This is a genomic window from Planktothrix sp. PLAVEN19ND, assembly GCF_057220675.1.
On the sequence record NZ_CM170132.1, the window covers coordinates 1,437,265 to 1,455,704 of the forward strand.

Consider the following 18,440-nt stretch of genomic DNA (forward strand, 5'->3'; position numbering starts at 1 on the left):
ACTGAGTTCAGATCGTGCCTGAAAGGTCAGTAACTCCGTGAAAATACCCTATCTCTTACGCTCAAGTACCCTGGTATTCGCAGTTGGGACTTTGTTGATCATCATTGCTTGTCAATCTTCCATATCTATTATGTCTTCTAATACAACACCCCAAACCACCCATAAATCTCACTTTAAAACCCAGACGGGCGAACAATACGTTTGGAGTCCAGTTAAAATTGGCGGCGGCGGATTTGTGACCGGAATTGTGATTCATCCAACGGTTCCCAATCTGATCTATGCTAGAACTGATGCCGGGGGAGCTTTTCGTTGGCTGGAAAATGAGCAACGTTGGGAGCAATTGTTGAGTGCCCAAACTATTTCCCAACCCGTGTCCCTGAATATTGAAAGTCTAGCCATTACTCCCCAAAACCCCAATTTGATTTATCTAGCAGCCGGAGCTTATACTAAAACGAACTCGGGAGAACCACCTTCTGGGAAATTTTTGAAATCAGAAGATCAGGGGAAATCTTGGCAAATTCTGCCTTTTTCTTTACCGATGGGAGGAAATGAATGGTGGCGCTGGACGGGAGAACGTTTAGCCATTGATCCGAATAATAGTAATATCGTTTACTTTGGCTCGCGATTAAATGGGTTATGGCACTCTGAAAATGGGGGGAATACTTGGCAACAAATCGATCCCCAACAATTACCTCTAGGAAAACCCCATTCTGAAACTCAAAATAAAGCCGGAGTTAGCTTTGTTATTTTTGATCCGAAATCAGGAATATTAGAGGGGAAAACTCAAAGTATTTATGCAGGAGTATCAGGGGAAGGAATTTATCACAGCAACGACGCCGGAAAAACCTGGCAAGTTTTAAAAAAATTATCGAATTCTGATTTAGTTCCCCAACAAGCTGTGATCAACTCCAAGGGAGAATTATTCATAACTTTGTATTTGAGGGAAAAAGATCCCCAGGGTGCAGTTTGGAAATTCACAACCGAGGGATGGCAAGATATTACTCCCTCCTTGAATAAGAATTATAGTGCCATTACCGTTGATCCCCAAGATAGTAATTCCCTATTTGTTGCCACCTATCCTTTGACCCCTACCCGAATTTATCGGTCACAAGATGGGGGAAAAACTTGGATAAAATTAAACAATAATTTGGATCGAATTCCTTGGTGGCCGACTTGGAGTTGGTGGACATTAACCGGAGGAATTGCTATTGATCCCGTCCATCCTAATCATCTTTGGCTAACCACGGGACTAGGAGTTTTAAAAACAGAAAATAACCGCGATCAAACTCTTAATTGGTCAGTCCGAGTGAATGGGATCGAGGAAACCGTAACTTTTGATGCCATCAGTCCCCCAGGAGAAGCAAGTTTAATTACTGCGATCGCCGATCTTGATGGATTTCGTCATCAAAATTTAGACACCTTTCCCCAAACTACCCATGGAAACGGAGCATTTAATACTACTACCAGTCTTGCCTATAGTGCAGGTGATCCTAACTTTATTGTTTCTGTGGGTGCAAGTCATCATGATCCCAGTGTAATTCGGGCGGGATTTTCCGAAGATAATGGCAAAACTTGGCAAAATTTTGCTTCTATTACCGAGAAAACCCATCCTCCCAGTTTAGTCTTTGGGAATGTGGCGGTTTCCGCTACGGATGTTAATAATATTGTCTGGCAACCTAGTGATAATAAACCGCCCTATTTTACGCAAGATCGAGGGAAAACTTGGCAGAAAATTGATGCTTTTGAACAACCTGATATGGGCGGAGGAGCCCATAGCCACTTATGGAATAGTCAACAAATTTTAGCCGCCGATGGGGTTAAAGGCGGAACATTTTATCTTTATCATCACGTTAAGGGAAGATTATTTCGCAGTGATGATGGGGGGAAAACCTGGAAAATTGTTAATGACAAGCTACCTGGAGGTGTTTGGCAAGGAGCCAGGGTAAAAACTGTTCCCGGTCAAGAGGGAGAAGTTTGGGTGAGTTTACAAGACCAAGGACTGTATTACTCCCGCAATTTTGGTCAAGATTTTATCAAAATTTCCCAGGTTGAAGAAAGTCAAACCATTGGTTTTGGTAAAGCAGCCCCCAATCGTCAGAATCTAACGCTGTTTGTTCATGGTAAGATCGCTAATCAATCAGGGGTATTTCGCTCTACAGACTCCGGTACAACTTGGTTAAGAATAGCTGATTATCCTCTAGGATATTGGGGAAGCTCACGGGTATTAACCGGAGATATGAAAGTATTTGGTCGCGTCTTTTTAGGAACAGGTGGTAATGGGTTTATTTATGGACAACCTTTCTGAATGATTCGTTGAGTTAATTGACATTTTGATCCCCCACAATGCTCCCCCTCATTTTTAATGAGTTTAGAGGGGAGCTAGAGGTGTTTTACCGTAGTGTTCATAACTGTTTTTATCCGCTTCCATTCTAATATAAAGAAACGTTAAGATTAGGTTATTGCCAGGTTAAATTAGTGTTAAGCTGAAACCGATTATAATTTGGATTAACAACAGATATGAATCTAAATATTCCCATCTCTGCCAAAAAAATTATTAAATTTTTGCTGGTTATTATTTGTATTTTGACTAGCTTAAGTTTATTAACAGAAATAATTAGTAAATTTTTAGACAATAGAATTTTTGAGTTCTTCTCAGATATTTTTAATTTAGGGACAGAACGCAATATTCCGACACTATTTTCCGTTCTCATTCTTTGGTTTGTCTCTTTTTTATGCGCCTTAATTACTTTTATTAAAAAAGAAAAAGGGGATCGGTATACTATTCATTGGGGTTTTCTGGCTGTAATTTTTCTACTTTTAGGCTGGGATGAAGGAGTTCAACTTCATGATGCCTTAACTAACAGTGCCCTAGCTACTAACCTCTCCTCAATAGCTGGGATTAAAAAACAAGGAGTCTTCACCTTTAATTGGGTTGTAATTGCCATACCGATTGTTTTTTTACTCGGATTGTCTTACCTAAAATTCGTTTGGTCTTTTCCTATCAAACAAAGAAAATTATTAATTATTGCCGCCATCACATATGTGATGGGAGCTTTAGGAATGGAAATGATCTCTGCTTTGATTTTTGATACAATCGGCAATAAACAATTAATTTATATGTTCACTAGCACATCAGAAGACGCGTTAGAAATGCTAGGAGTCGTTATCTTTATCGACTTCCTCTTACTTCACCTTGGTTTATATATCGATCAAATTACGATCAATTTTGTTAAAGGAGATGAACCATTACCATCAGCCCATTTATTACCATCATCAGCCCATTTAATAGATGAGAAAATGCAAAATTATGTCGATTAATTTGGTTTAAAAAGGCGTAATACCAGATTCAAAAGCCCAAAGGAAACATTCATGCTTCAAAAGTAATACATTGGCTGCTGCTGATTCTGGTATTTTTAGAGGGTTTGAGATCCCAAAATGTCCTAAAATATCCAGGATTGCAGGGATCACCATTAACAGTTGACGATTGCTCCTCAACTCGATTTGATATTTTCCCGTTAAATAACGCAAAATGACTTTATGGTGACATCAATGAAATTGTGTCAAAATCGAAGTCATGCTAATCTACACAACCCCGACATTCGACGCACAAGCGAAACAGCAGGGCATCCAGAGTCAAGTGGCAGAATTACTCGTCACCATCAAGACTCAGGGGACAGTGGCTGTGCAGGCGCTGTTTGAGTGGAATTATCCCTACTTAAAGCGACCGGTGCGGAATTTGCGTTTACTGGGCAAAATTCTCTGGGTGAATAATGACCCCATTTTATGTTTATTGGCGGTTTTTCCCCGGGGAGGAAACGAGTATGAGGCATTTTTAAGAAATCCCGATGAATATGGTATCAGTCATTTAGATTCGTTAATTGATCCCAAAGAATTAGAAAATAGTATTAATGCTCAACGGGAAGAACAAAAATCCTTTCCCCGTCGCCCCAGTTTGCCCGAAGATTTACGTCAAATTTGGTTAAAAGGGCCAGATTGGATTAAAAATACCACCGATGCGGTGATTTGTGAAAGTGAAATTTGGGTCACACAATTTAAACAACCCGACACTCAACTGCAATGGCGGACTTATTATGACATTGTGGATAGTTTGGTGGAGAAAAAGTCGGGAATTGAAATTACACCCACTGACTTTTTAGGGATTGAAATTGCCGGGCAACCGGAGCAAAATCGCTATATTATTTATAGTTGGATTCTCACCTGCGATACTCCCAACCGCAGCGTTTTATTTTTACTTTCTACCTTTGATCATTATCCCAATTCCCAGGATATTTTAGAAGTCGGTCAAATCACCCGTCTGTTTAATTCTACTTCGGGAGAAACCTCAGAAAACCCTAATCAAAGTAATATTTTAACCCAGGAATTAACCTTAGAGGATTTAGCCCGTTATACCCGCCGCTCCTATCCCGATTATTTATTAGGAGATTCGGAAATCTGGTTAGAAATTGAGCAGGAATTTGGAATTAATTGGGCGTTATCGATGGAGGAAGAAAAAATTCTCCATGAATTATCTACCCCAGAAATTAGTAATAGTTCCCTGCCAGTTTTTATTAATGGACGGGCGGGGAGTGGCAAATCAACCATGTTATTTTATCTGTTTGCCGATTATTGTTATCGATATCAAAAATATTATTTACAACATCGTCAACGATTAAACTCGGTGCCCCATCCTTTGTTTTTAACCTATAATGAACAATTATTAGGGAAAGCCAAAGAAGGGGTAAAAAAACTCCTCAAAAGTCACCATAAATTTCTATTAGAAGCCGATGGACAGGGAAACAAACCCTCGATTGATATTTGTTTTAAATCCTTTCAACAGTTTTTATTAAGTTTACTCCCCCCAGAAGAAAGCGATAAATTTGATCCCGATAAATATATTAGTTTCCATGATTTTAGGCAACGGTGTAGCCGTCGCTATAGTCGTTATTCCCCCGAACTTTGTTGGCATATTATTAGAACCTTTATTAAAGGTTATACCCTCACGGGACAAAATGAAGGGTATATGACCCCCGATGATTATGAAGAAATTCCCCGACGAGAACGGAGTTTATCCCTGGATATTTTTCAAGCCATTTATCGGCAAGTTTGGCCTTGGTATTATCAATTAACCACCCGCGAAAGCTATTGGGATGATCAAGATTTGATTAGAAAAGTTTTGGAATTTAGTGGAGATAATTTACCCGTTTATACGGCTATTTTCTGTGATGAAGCTCAGGATTTTACCAGTTTAGAACTGCGCTTAATTATGCAGTTATCCATCTTTTCCCATTGTGATTTATACCCCCCGGTTTGGTGTTTACCCTTTGCCTTTGCTGGAGATCCCTTTCAGACCCTAAACCCCACGGGATTTCGCTGGGAAAGCGTCAAGGCGACCTTTTTTGATCAAGTGATTGCCGCCCTTGACCCGACGCGAAAACTTAATTTAACCATGACTTTTTATGAGCTTGAATCTAATTATAGATCAAGTCCTTCCATTGTCAAAGTCACGAATTTAATTCATCTATGGCGACATATTTTATTTAAAATTCAAGAGTTAAGACCCCAGGAGTCTTGGCAATCTTATCTGGAGTCTCCCACCCCGCAAAAATTTATTTTTGAACAGAATAATTTTTCCGCCGACTCCCTCAAACAACATATTGAAAAATCCCCGATTTTTATTGTTCCCTGTGAAGCGGGAGGGGAGTTAGACTATATTAGACGAGATGAATTTTTATCCCCTTTATTTCCCGATGCTACGGAAGAAAATCCTCCTAAGAATATTTTGAGTGCAATTCAAGCAAAAGGATTAGAATTTCCTCTGGTTATTTTATATAAATTTGGGGATCAATTTGCCAAGGAATTTAATAAAAAACCTTTAATTGATTATGTTCAAGGGACGGGGAATCATCCCTTAGAATTAGAATACTTTTTTAATAAACTTTATGTCGCAGCTAGTCGAGGAATGTCGGATTTAGTCATTATTGATACGGAAATTGGCGATCGCTGTTTATGGCAATATGCAACAGTTGAAACAGACCCTGCGATAGAGATAGAGACGCGCCGTGGCTCGTCTCTACAGTATGATCAATATTGGTTAAATCAAGTTAACAAACCGGAGCATTGGCAAACCTATATCGGAGGAGTCCGTTGGGGGGATAATTTAGATGGATTACAACGGGATAACCGAGCCTCCCAAGCCCAAAAATTTGAAGAGAATGGTCGGAATCAAAAAAATGCCGCCGACCTACGACGGGCGAAACAATTTTATCGAGAATTAGGATATTTAGAAAGATCTGATTTATGTGAAGCCTTTGCTTTAAAATTCGATAAACGGTTTCGAGAAGCGGGGCGTTTATTCCTGAAAAGAGGTCAGGAATTAGAGGCGTGGGAATGTTTCTGGGATGGAATGTGTTGGCAAGCTTTAGCGGAATGGTATCATCAATTTCCCCAGAAAAAAACTATAGAAAAACCCTTGGTTGAATTTATGGCACAAACGTCAAAAACCTTGCCCAATATTCGACAATTTACTCAATTTTTAGAGGAAGGTTTGAGTAGTCAACTGATTAAAGAAAACCGTTTAGTTAAGGCTTGGAAATCGGCGGTACAGGATTATAGTCGTCAAGTGAGAATATTGATGCGGGAAAAAATCCTAGACCCGGAAGAATGGCAACGGTTAGGAGAGGTTTTAGAGGGATTAGATGAAGCCAAATACCATGGGGTTTTAGAATTAGCTGGAGATTGTTATTATCGGGCTAAAAACTTACGTCGGGCTGTTCGGTGTTGGCAAGAAAGCGGGGCAAATCAAAAACGAGAATATTATCTGGCTAAAGCTGAATTATCGGGATTTCCTGAAGGTTTACCCTATTTGGAAAAAGCCTTAGATTTTGAACGAATTATTGTGGAATGGGAAAAATCTGGGAAGTCGGGAAATCAACAATGGATTAAACAGTTAGATTGTTTAGGACGGGCTTTAGAGCGACAAAATCGTCTGCGGGATTGGATTAATTATTTAATTAGAATTAAACGTTGGATTGATGCGATCGCAGCGATCGAAAAATGTGGTAAACTAGAGACCATTCTATTTAGGTTTGAACTAATTCGACAAATTTCCCGTTCTAATTTAACCCCTGAACAAGCCAGGGATTTTCGGGGTCGCTATTTAGCCTTAATTGAAAAAGCCCTATCGGTCTCCAACTGGCGACAAAAGTTAGCCGTGGTTGAGGTGGGAATTGCTTTAGAAAAAATTGGGGAATTAGTCCCCACTCTTAAATTTTATGAGCGATTTATTAGTAGTAATGAACCCGCTTTAAAACAGTTTGCTCAACAACGATGGTTAGCAACTAAACTCAAACAAAAAGAATATGCCTTAGTTGCCGAACCCATCCGGGCGCAGGAAATTCAACAAGATATTACTCGCCGGGCCAAGGATTGGAACATCGATCCCACCACCCTCAATTCCGACCCTCCCCGGGTGGATTTAATCGAAAATCCCAAATTACTCCAACTTTCGCCTCCCGACCCCTCCCAGGCGAATCCTGACCTGGATGATGACAGGGTTCAGGGTCTACCCCCCGGCACAAAAATCCGCCTTTTGGGGCCAGAAGCCGATGGCTTTAGTTTCCAAATTGGTCATATTCAAGTTAAACGAGCCAAACGGAATAATAGTTTATGGGTACTTTTGACGGATATTTATAGTTCCAAAGCCCTACAAATTGATGTCGATGGGATACAAGGAAAAGTCAGAATTGGAGAATTAATATTAGAAGTGGCTGACGGTCATCAACTTTCTTTTAATAGTATCACGGGGGATTATCGAGGCACGGTTTTTTATCGAGATGAAAAGCCGAGGGTAGAGTTGCATATTCGGGGAATTTCTAGTATTATCTCCCTTTAATCAGTTATCGGTTATCAGTCATCAGTTATCAGTGTAAGAGTGATCAGTTTAATCAGTCATCAGTAGAGATGTGCCATGGCGCGTCTGTAACAGTTATCAGTGTAGGAGTAATCAGTAGAGGTAGGTTAATTTGTGATTTAGGTGATTAATTAAAGATATGATAGAGTCCTGAAGGGCTCACTACGAATCAGGAATATTAGGTACATTTTTATGTCAGAACAATTTTTTACACAACCGATTCCAGAAATTAGTGTTCAAGAGTTAGAAAACTTACTTAAAACGGTTTCCCAAGCAGAGATTCAGTTAATTGATGTGCGGGAACCTCAAGAAATTGAAATGGCGAAAATAGAAGGATTTATTAACTATCCTTTAAGTCAATATAGCGACTGGTCAGATAAAATTTTAGTTCAACTTGACCCGCACCAAGAAACCTTAATTCTGTGTCATCATGGCATGAGATCTGCCCAAATGTGTCAATGGTTGATTCAGCAAGGTTTTACCCAGGTAAAAAATATTAATGGGGGAATTGATGCTTATTCAATTTTAGTTAATCCCCGGATTTCCCGATATTAAAAAATATCCATTTTATTTCAATAATAATGATAGAAACTCAAATCAAAAAGTCAGATTTTGTCCTTTCTCCCTACAGGAAAAGTAATAATTTATGGGGAACTTATCAAATCTTAAATACCGTTATTCCCTATCTGCTGTTATGGATTTTAGCCGTTAAAGCCGCCGCTATTTCTCTGTGGTTGCTACCACCGATTATGGTGTTAATCACCCTATTTTCAGTCCGTTGTTTTTCCTTAATGCACGATTGCGGACACTACTCCCTATTTAGTTCAAAAAAGGCGAATCGAGTTGTGGGTTTTGTCCTGGGTGTGATTAACGCCATCCCCCAATATCCCTGGTCAAGAGGACACGCCTATCACCACAAAACCAATGGGGACTGGGAACGTTATCGCGGCCCCTCGGCTTTAATTTCCACGGAGGAATTTGCTAAACTGAGTCCATCGGCTCAGGGGTGGTATGAATTTCTCAGACATCCATTCATGATTTTTCCGGGCGGGTTTTTCTACCTAGCCATTAAACCTAGACTAGCATTAATCCTAGGAATTTATGGTTGTTTTGTTCATATTTTAACTTCCTTCAAACAAGATCCTAATATTAGTTTAAAGGAGCGTTTTTCATCTTATCAATCCAGAAATTGGTATACTACTGGGGAATTTTGGGATCTACTTTTTAACAATATTTGTGTGGTTGGGGGCTGGATTATCCTCAGTCATTATCTGGGATGGGGGTTTTTCTGGACAGTATATTCCATCACCCTAACCTGTTCAGCGGCGCTGTTTATTTGTGTGTTTTTTGTACAACATAACTTTGAGGGTTCCTACGCCCATAAAACCGAAGGTTGGGACTATCTCCGAGGGGCAATTGAGGGCAGTAGTTACCTGGAATTACCTCCGATTTTAAAGTGGTTTTCCGCCGATATTGGCTATCATAATATTCATCATCTTTGTGAAAGAATCCCCAACTATAACCTCGAAGCTTGTCATAATCAGAATATACATTTACTCGCCGGGGTCAAAACCCTGAGAATTTCAGATATTCCTGATTGTTTTAAGTTTATTCTCTGGGATTCTACGGCTAACCGTCTAGTCTCAATCCGGTCATTTCGTCAAGCTACTGCTTTAAATTCTCTAAACAAAATGCCAGCAGCGATTAAGTCCGTTTAAACCCCCTAACATGGAGACCCTTGATTATGGTAGATCAATCTGTTCAATCTAATTTTTCCGATGCTATTGATCAAGGATATTACTTAGATCGAGATTGCACCACTTTATCCCGTCATGTTCTCCAACAACTCCAGAGTTTTTCCCACGATGCTCAGGATATTAGTGCTTTAATGAATCGCATCGGATTGGCGGGAAAACTCATCGCCCGTCGCCTATCTCAGTCGGGTTTAGTGGATGATGCGTTGGGGTTTACCGGGGCTGTAAACGTGCAGGGAGAGTCCGTACAACAGATGGATGTTTATTCCAATTCCGTGTTTATTTCGGTGTTCAAACAAAGCGGTTTAGTCTGTCGTTTGGCCTCCGAAGAAATGGAAAAACCCTTTTATATTCCCGAAAATTGCCCGATTGGACGCTATACTTTGCTCTATGATCCCCTTGATGGTTCATCGAATTTAGATACTAACTTAAATGTCGGATCAATTTTTGCGATTCGTCAACAAGAAGGTAATGATGAAGACGGGGAGGCGAAGGATTTATTACAAAGTGGACGCAAACAAATTGCCGCCGGATATATTCTTTATGGCCCAAGTACGATTCTCGTTTATTCTATTGGAACCGGGGTTCATGCGTTTATTCTTGACCCGAGTTTGGGAGAATTTATTCTAGCGAATGAGAATATTAAAATTCCAGATCATGGGCCGATTTATAGTGTGAATGAAGGGAATTTTTGGCAGTGGGATGAATCCATTCGAGATTATACCCGTTATGTCCATCGTCATGAAGGATATACGGCCCGTTATAGTGGGGCTTTAGTGGGAGATGTTCACCGAATTTTATATCAAGGCGGTGTGTTTTTATATCCGGGTACGATTAAGAAACCCGAGGGAAAATTACGGTTATTATATGAGTCTGCACCCATGGCATTTTTAATTGAACAAGCCGGAGGAATGGCTTCAACCGGAGCTCAAGAAATTTTAGATGTGATTCCCGGAAAACTGCATCAACGCACCCCTTTAATTATTGGAAGTAAAGAGGATGTAATGTTAGTTAAATCATTTATTGAAGATCGCAAACGTCGGGAACAAGAAGGAGGAATTGAATAAAAACGGTCTCCCAACCCAGGCGCAAAGAGGGTTGGGAGACCCAACCCCTACGGTAAAATATTACAATCGATTTAGGATTGCTATATATAGCGCCACGCATTACAGTTAGGACACTTTTGAGTTCTGAAACCCTTTCCCTGTTCCCTGTTCCCTAGCGCTATACTATTAAAACCTTAAATTTTGACGGGGTTTAAAGGTTTCAATTTGACGTAATTGTTCATATAATTCTCGTTCTTGGGGAGTAATGGTTTTAGGAATAACCACTTGAATTTCAATTAATTGGTCTCCCCTTTCTCCTTGAGGATTGGGATACCCTTTATTTGCTAATCGTAACCGTTGACCGGAGACAACTCCCAAAGGTAAACGCATTTTAACTAAACCATCTAAAGTCGGAATATCAATTTCTCCTCCTAATATAGCTTCCGTGGGAGTGACCGGAATTTGACAATAAATTTCCGATTTTTCTAATCTAAAAAAGGGGTGGGGAGTAATATTAATTTTTAAAAATAAATCCCCGCCATTCATCCCTTGATTTTTTAATCTAATTTGTTGACCTTTCACCATTCCCGGGGGTAAATCCACTTCTAAAGACCGTCCATCTTCTAAACGAATCCGTTCTGTTCCGCCAGTATAGGCCTTTTCCAAAGGTAAGGTTAATCGCGCCTCAATATCCCGTTTTGTTTCCCTAGGAGTCGGTTTATAAACGGCTTTTGTCCGAGGGGAATTATAGGGGTCAGCCGCCGTCATTTGAGCCGCTTTCGGGTCAACGGTTCGGACTTCTCGCCGCCGTCCTAATAATTGGTCAACAAAGGTATCAAAATCCGAAAAATCCCCATAATCTACATCTTCAGTTTGAGAAATTGTCCGACGACTCCCCCAGTTTTTCAGGCCGGAAAAAGCATTTTTTTGCCAATCTTGGAACCCTTTTTGTTTCCAAAATTGACTGTAATCATCATATTGCGCTCGTTTTTCAGGATCGGATAAAATATTATAGGCTTCTCCAATATCTTTAAAGGTTTCTTCGGCTTCCTTATCCCCAGGATTTAAGTCGGGGTGATATTGTCTGGCGAGCCGTCGATAGGCCTTCTTAATTTCATCAATGGATGCTTCACGCGAAACCCCTAAAATTTGATAATAATTCCGAAAATTTTGCATAGGTTGATGTTAGGATTTTAAAGGTTAAATTTAATTTAAATTTAGTAGAAACCCGGTTTCCAGGGGTTTCTAGGGTTATTACAACCAATCATCATCATCATCCCAATTATCGGTTTGAGTGGGGCGACGGGAACGAGTTGTACCCCCGCCCAAACTACTACCATTGTTATTGCGTTGGTCATAACGGGGATAACTGCGAGTTTGAGGTTCATAGGGATCAACTCGACGTTTTTCACCAGAAAAAGTTCGGCGAATGGAACCAAATAAATCATCCTCATCATCCTCCATGGTAAAGACGGAGACTTCCCGACTTAACTCATATAAAGCGTCCTGTAAATCCACACTAATTTGATCAATTCCTCGGTCATCATCCCGTTCTAAACTATCTCTTAAAGAACGAATTAAGGTTTCAATTCTTGACCGTTGACGTTGAGCAAATTGCATTCCATAATCTAAGGCTACTTCCCTTAATTGTCGTTCTGCTTGATAGGTTAAAGCTTGGGCGCGGTTGCGTTTTTCGACCTTTTCCCGTTGCAAACGGTCAACTTCTGCATACTTTTCCGCATCCTTAATCATGCGATTCACTTCTTCTTGAGACAGGGTAGAAGCCCCTTGAATAATTACACTTTGTTCCCGTCCGGTGGTTTTATCTAAAGCGGTGACTTGTAGAATACCATTGGCATCAATATCCAGCGCCACTTGAACTTGCGGAACCCCTCGGGGGGCGGGAGGAATCCCAGTTAACTTAAATCGCCCTAAAGATTTATTATCAACGGCTAATTCTCGTTCCCCTTGTAGGATATGAACTTCCACTAAAGTTTGATTATTTTCAGAAGTTGAAAAAATATCAGAACGCCGCACGGGAATAGTTGTATTGCGAGGAATTAATTTTTTCATCACTCCCCCAATAGTTTCTAATCCCAAGGATAACGGAGTTACATCTAATAATAAAACATCCCGCACATCTCCCCCCAAAATACCCGCTTGAATTGCCGCCCCAACAGCCACTACTTCATCGGGATTAACTCCTTGATTCGGTTCTAAATCAATTAAACTTCTCACTAATTGTTGCACCATGGGCATTCGGGTAGAACCCCCGACTAAGATCACATCATCAATATCATTAGAGGTTAATCCGGCATCGGCTAAGGCCTGTTTGACCGGACGGCGTAACCGTTGAATTAAATCCCCACATAACCCCTCAAATTCCCCTCTAGTCAGGCGAATTTCTAAGTGTTTAGGGCCATCTTCGGTAGCGGCAATAAAGGGTAAATTAATATCGGTTACTCCCACCCCGGAAAGCTCTATTTTAGCTTTTTCGGCAGCTTCTGTTAAGCGTTGTAAAGATTGGCGATCGCGCCTTAAATCCACCGCTTCTTCTGATAGGAATTGTTCCGCCAACCAATCGACAATTTTCTGATCAAAATCCGTTCCGCCCAGTTGGGTATCTCCACAGGTAGACTTAACTTCAAATACCCCTTCTCCCACCTCTAAAATCGAGACATCAAAGGTGCCACCGCCCAAATCAAAGACTAAAATCGTGCCATAATCTTGCCGTTCCAAACCATAGGCTAAAGAAGCCGCCGTCGGTTCATTTAAAATGCGTTTAACGTCTAATCCGGCAATGCGTCCAGCATCTCTGGTCGCTTGTCTTTGAGAATCATTAAAATAGGCGGGTACCGTAATTACAGCCCCGGTAATTTCTTCCCCTAAATAGCGGGTCGCTTCTTCGACTAATTTTTTTAAGATCATCGCCGAAAGTTCCTCCGGGGCAAAATCCTTATTCACCCGGGGACATTTAATCCGAATATTATCGGTTTCATCCCGTCGCATCGTGTAGGGAACCCGTTTAGAGGCGGCGGTGAGGTCAGAATAGCGACAACCCATGAGTCGTTTCACCCCATAAAAGGTATTTTGGGGATTCAAAACCGCCTGTCGTCTAGCCATCTGTCCCACGATGCGTTCTCCTTCCTTGGTAAACCCAACCACGGAGGGGGTGGTTCGCATCCCTTCAGAGTTAGCAATCACAACGGGTTTACCGCCCTCCATGACCGCCACCACGGAGTTTGTTGTTCCCAAGTCAATGCCGACTACCTTGCCCATGCGTTGCTTATCTCCTTGTCTATATGGTTTCTGGCTAGATCACTCCTATTCTATCGTGTTGTTACGCATTGTAACGTCTGACCCGTGCGGTTAACCCCCGGGCGTAATATTTTCGCAAGTATGGGAAAGATTATCGAAAAAATGGGTTTAAAACCCCTAAGTTCTACTTAGGCTTTATATTAGGTTGTCTATTGACATCTGATTGTGCTACCATTTCCAGTCACACCGAAAAGGTAAACAACCTGTCTAAAAACCTAGTATGCCTAACGGCAAAACGCGCTCACCTTGACAAGTGAATCTATAGGGTTCTACTGCACAGTTCTAGTTTCCCCCAGCAGTGGGTAAAAGATTCGTGGGAAGCTCAACAACCAGTTTTTTTGAAACCAATTAGTTTCAAGTCAAAAAGAACTCGCATTCGTGCGAATAGGGTAGGGCATACCCGCTCTTTAGCTTGGGGAGAATCCCACCTCTGGTTAAAGCACTGCAAGGTACTTTGATTAAGTGGTTTCGGTGAACCAAGAATCCCCACGCCTTTAGGCACAGGGAGTGTCAAAGGAGTTAACCATGCAGACGGGAATTAAAAATTTAAGTTATAGCAGTCGCCACATCTATTAGGACATTCTTGAAAGCTAAAAGCTGCTCACAGTAAGTATTTACCTATTGCCCATTGCCTATTCCCTATTGCCTCTTGCTATACCATGATTTTTTAATTGAAAGTCTTAAAGACCCCGAAGAAGCAGCCGGGTATTTAGAGGCAATTATGGAAGAAAAAGATCCTGAACCTTTATTACTAAAACAGGCTTTAGCAAATGTAGGAAAGGCATTAGGGGAAGGCAAACTGTCTCAGGAACAACTTAATCAACATTTAGAAGCATTAGAACAGTTATTATCAATTGAAGGAAGCCGAGAAATTTATTTATTAGGGTTGTGGTTAAATACGTTAGGGTTAAAATTAACGGTTGCGGTTGAACATGAAAATCATAACTGGCTATTAAACCGTAGGGTAGGTGACTTACTTCAATTTTTGATATGGATATTTTACACCCAACTTTGAAAACGCCCTCTGGTGAACCCCCAGGGAGTAATATTTTCGCAAGAAAAAATCCCCCAAAATATATGACGGGGGATGGGGGGAAAATACCTGACCTATAAGTAACTGGAATCCAAACTTTTTGCTTCTTCTTCCGTTTGGGGTAGATGTAAACCACATTCCTGTTTTAAGCCGCGAAAACGAGTATCCCGTTCATTTTCATCCGTTGCCATTAAAGGACGGCTAGAATGCCAATCTCCCACGGTGGCATAACCGAGATCAAAATAGGGATGGTAGGGCAAATCATGGGCTGTTAAATATTGGTAAATATCCCTAGAATTCCAAGACAAAATCGGATGAACTTTGTATCTCCCCGAATGTTGAACAACTGGATTTAAGGTTTTGCGATGATTGGTTTGATCGGCGCGTAATCCCGCTAACCAAGCCGTCGCCTTTAATTCTTTTAAAGCCCGTTGCATCGGTTCAACCTTACGAATTTTGTCGTAATAGTTTAAGGATTCAATATCATCTTTTTCCCATAATCGACCGCGTAGTGCTTCCATGCGGGCTGGACTCATCGGAGATTGATAGACTTTTAAATTTAGGTTGAGGCGTTCTGTTAACTGTTCGGCAAAAATATAGGTTTCTGTGGGTAAATAACCCGTATCAACCCAAATAATCGGAATATTTGGAACAACGCTAGTGACTAAATGCAACATCACCGCCGCTTGAATTCCAAAACTGGTACTCATGACCAAGCCATTCCCAAATACTTCCGTCGCCCATTTGACAATAGTAACGGCATCGGCATCAATCAATTGTTGATTAGTTGCATCCAAATCGAATTCGAGTGGTTGAATCCCTGGAATTGCCTTATGCTCTGAGGTTTGATCCCGAAGATCACGGTGCTGTTGGAAAGAAGTGTGACCGTTAGTAACGGGAGAAGATACATACCCGAGATTCCCGTTGACATTGGGATCGATCAGATTCAATTGTGGCATAGTTTTTGTGGTTTCCCTTGTTAGTAAACGATAAAGGGCCTTGGGAATTGACTTAACACTGGATTACCAGGGTTAGTCATTTTCGCACTTTCTAACCTTATGCAAAGGGTTTGGAACACCCCTACAGCTAACCCGACCCTGATATTTTGTGACTTTATGGATTCTGTTTTAATTTTACAATAAATCGTTTCTGCAATGATCAGATCAGAAGTTGGCTGCTAAAGGTTAAGTTATGCTGGTGTTGCTGATGTATGCTCATGGTTCCTGTATGACTAGCACCCTAACTTCTGTTCCCTTTGTGGATTTGAGTTTGATCCACGAACCCCTTAAACCCGAAATTCAAGCCGCGATCCAGGCTGTAATAGATAAGGGCGACTTTGTTTTAGGTCACGCCCTAACAGAATTTGAAATCGCCTTTGCTAAAGCCTGTGGTGTGCCGTATGGGGTAGGAGTGGCCAGTGGCACCGATGCGATCGCTCTGGGTTTACAAGCCTGTGGAATTAAACCCGGGGATGAAGTTCTGCTTCCGGCTAATACTTTTGTGGCTACGCTGATCGGGGTATTACACGCGGGAGCCACTCCAATATTAGTCGATTGTGACCCCCATACGGCCCTGATTGATCTCAACCATGCGGATCAGGTGGTCACTAAAAAAACCAAGGCGATTATTCCGGTGCATCTCTATGGCCAAATGGTTTCCCCCCATCAACTGTTTGCTTTTGCTCAGGCCCATAATTTAATTATTTTTGAAGATGCAGCCCAAGCCCACCTAGCCGAGCGAGAAAGTTATGTTGCGGGAAGTATTGGGTTAGCTGCGGCTTTTAGTTTTTATCCGAGTAAAAATTTGGGTGCTTTTGGGGATGGGGGAATGGTTGTAACCCAGAATGAAATTGTTGCCCAAAATCTGCGGAGTCTACGCAATTATGGAGCTCCTCAAAAATATCTCCATACCGAAAAAGGAACAAATAGCCGTCTTGATACCTTACAAGCCGCCGTTCTAAATGTTAAGTTACCCCATTTAAACACTTGGAATCACGATCGCAATTTTGCTGCGGAAAAATATGATGCGTCTATTCTGTTACTGCGAGAACGGGGTATTATTCCGATTGAAAATCAGAGTGCCGATGGTCATGTTTATCATCTCTATGTGATTCGGGTAACGGAAGAATCGGCGGTTAATCGTGATACCCTCAAAGATAGATTAACGGAACAGGGAATACAGGTCGGAATTCATTACCCAATTCCTTGCCATTTACAACCCGCTTATCAATATTTAGGTTACAAAGAAGGAGACTTTCCTCAAGCTGAAAAATTAAGTCAACAAATTTTATCCTTACCCATGTATCCCGGATTAACAACTAACCAAATTAATCGAGTTTTGACATCAATTGGGTCTGTTATATCTTAGATTATCCTAAATCCCTTGGGCAAGGAAATTCCTTGGGCAAGGAAATTCCTTGGGCGGGGAGACCCCGCCCCTACTTTTTCAGGTCAACGGTTAACCGTCAATAAGTGTTATGAAAATCAATCGTAAAATTCCAATCACGCTGGAAAAATCTCTATTAAATTGGATGATTGTTGTGTTAATGGTGTTGTTGTATGCACCACTTTTAATTCATTGGTATGACGGTTGGCTGCATAAAACGATCAGCATTGAACATGAATATTTTAGTCATGGTTTAATTGGGTTGCCTTTTGCAGCTTATATTGCCTGGACAAAACGACATCAGTGGAAACGTTTACCCAATACCAGCCATCCGTTAGGCATCGGATTAATTCTGATTGGGAGTGGTTTTTATTGGAGCGGTTTATCAGATTTAGTTAATCTTTCTTTTCCTTTAATGTTGGCAGGACTTTGCCTATCGTTTAAAGGAATTGAAGGCTTAAAATTACAAAAAATGCCCTTAGTGTTTATATTACTAGCAACCCCCCATCATTTACCCTATTTAATAGAACCCCTAGCCTTACCTTTGCAGAAATTTATTGCTCATGTTGCTGGATTTATTTTGATTCAGTTTGGCTTGAATGTTCAGGTAGAACAAATTTATTTGTTTGTGAATGATCAAATTGTTGAAGTTGCCCCACACTGTTCCGGGTTAAAAATGTTATTTACCAGTCTTTATGTTGGATTAATGTTACTGTACTGGACAGGACTTTTAAGTTCAAAAAAATTAAGTATCTTCTTTTTATTGAGTGCGGCAATAATTAGTATTATTGCCAATATTATTCGCAATACCTTGTTAACTCTGTTCCATGGCACAGGTCAAGAGGGGTTATTTTCCTGGCTGCATGAAGGTTGGGGCGGAGATTTATATTCAGCCTGTATGTTGGGTTTATTAGTTGTATTAATTAATGGCTTACAACATTATATAGGAATCGATTCCGAAGATCCATTAGAACAACCCGATCAATAACTGATAA

Annotated in this window: 12 protein-coding genes; 9 read left to right on the forward strand and 3 right to left on the reverse strand. The window is 40.9% G+C overall.

Features of this window, described 5'->3' with window-relative positions:
• Positions 1-130 precede the first annotated feature (130 nt).
• The 6 genes from AC2D3N_RS06185 (at position 131) to fbp (ending at position 10,730) form a co-directional block, all read left to right on the forward strand.
• The gene (locus AC2D3N_RS06185) at positions 131-2,305 is read left to right on the forward strand and encodes a WD40/YVTN/BNR-like repeat-containing protein (protein ID WP_484693099.1); all 2,175 of its coding nucleotides are present in this window, start codon (positions 131-133) and stop codon (positions 2,303-2,305) included.
• Between the two features lie 212 nt (positions 2,306-2,517).
• Positions 2,518-3,318, forward strand: a complete 801-nt coding sequence (locus tag AC2D3N_RS06190; RefSeq protein ID WP_484693100.1) for a hypothetical protein — start codon at positions 2,518-2,520, stop codon at positions 3,316-3,318.
• A gap of 256 nt (positions 3,319-3,574) precedes the next feature.
• Positions 3,575-7,891, forward strand: coding sequence for a helicase domain-containing protein (locus tag AC2D3N_RS06195; RefSeq protein ID WP_079677220.1), 4,317 nt, complete (start codon positions 3,575-3,577; stop codon positions 7,889-7,891).
• 210 nt (positions 7,892-8,101) lie between these two features.
• Entirely contained in the window at positions 8,102-8,464 is a 363-nt protein-coding gene (locus AC2D3N_RS06200; RefSeq protein ID WP_484693101.1) for a rhodanese-like domain-containing protein, read from the forward strand.
• 26 nt (positions 8,465-8,490) lie between these two features.
• Positions 8,491-9,627, forward strand: a complete 1,137-nt coding sequence (locus AC2D3N_RS06205) for a fatty acid desaturase (protein ID WP_484693102.1) — start codon at positions 8,491-8,493, stop codon at positions 9,625-9,627.
• Positions 9,628-9,653: 26 nt separating this feature from the next.
• A complete protein-coding gene (gene fbp, locus AC2D3N_RS06210; RefSeq protein ID WP_484693103.1) occupies positions 9,654-10,730 on the forward strand; it encodes a class 1 fructose-bisphosphatase in 1,077 nt (358 codons plus the stop codon).
• A gap of 165 nt (positions 10,731-10,895) precedes the next feature.
• Here the strand turns inward: fbp and AC2D3N_RS06215 are convergent, their stop codons facing one another.
• Together AC2D3N_RS06215 and dnaK are read right to left on the reverse strand one after the other, a co-directional pair.
• On the reverse strand, positions 10,896-11,885 hold the full coding sequence (locus tag AC2D3N_RS06215) for a DnaJ C-terminal domain-containing protein (protein ID WP_079677223.1): 990 nt from the start codon (positions 11,883-11,885) through the stop codon (positions 10,896-10,898).
• Between the two features lie 78 nt (positions 11,886-11,963).
• Positions 11,964-13,988 carry a molecular chaperone DnaK gene (gene dnaK, locus AC2D3N_RS06220; RefSeq protein ID WP_484693104.1) on the reverse strand — a complete coding sequence of 675 codons (2,025 nt, stop codon included), beginning with the start codon at positions 13,986-13,988 and terminating at the stop codon, positions 11,964-11,966.
• A 667-nt stretch (positions 13,989-14,655) separates the two neighbouring features.
• On the opposite strand from dnaK, the gene AC2D3N_RS06225 reads away from it, so the two are divergent.
• Positions 14,656-15,042, forward strand: a complete 387-nt coding sequence (locus AC2D3N_RS06225; RefSeq protein WP_484693105.1) for a helix-turn-helix domain-containing transcriptional regulator — start codon at positions 14,656-14,658, stop codon at positions 15,040-15,042.
• Between the two features lie 92 nt (positions 15,043-15,134).
• Here the strand turns inward: AC2D3N_RS06225 and cysH are convergent, their stop codons facing one another.
• Positions 15,135-16,019 carry a phosphoadenosine phosphosulfate reductase gene (gene cysH / locus AC2D3N_RS06230; RefSeq protein ID WP_484693106.1) on the reverse strand — a complete coding sequence of 295 codons (885 nt, stop codon included), beginning with the start codon at positions 16,017-16,019 and terminating at the stop codon, positions 15,135-15,137.
• A gap of 268 nt (positions 16,020-16,287) precedes the next feature.
• Here cysH and AC2D3N_RS06235 point away from each other — a divergent pair, with 268 nt between their 5' ends.
• Complete coding sequence (locus AC2D3N_RS06235) at positions 16,288-17,427, forward strand: DegT/DnrJ/EryC1/StrS family aminotransferase (RefSeq protein ID WP_484693735.1); 1,140 nt, start codon at positions 16,288-16,290, stop codon at positions 17,425-17,427.
• 109 nt (positions 17,428-17,536) lie between these two features.
• Entirely contained in the window at positions 17,537-18,433 is an 897-nt protein-coding gene (gene crtB / locus AC2D3N_RS06240; protein ID WP_079677227.1) for a cyanoexosortase B, read from the forward strand.
• The last annotated feature ends 7 nt before the right edge of the window (positions 18,434-18,440 follow it).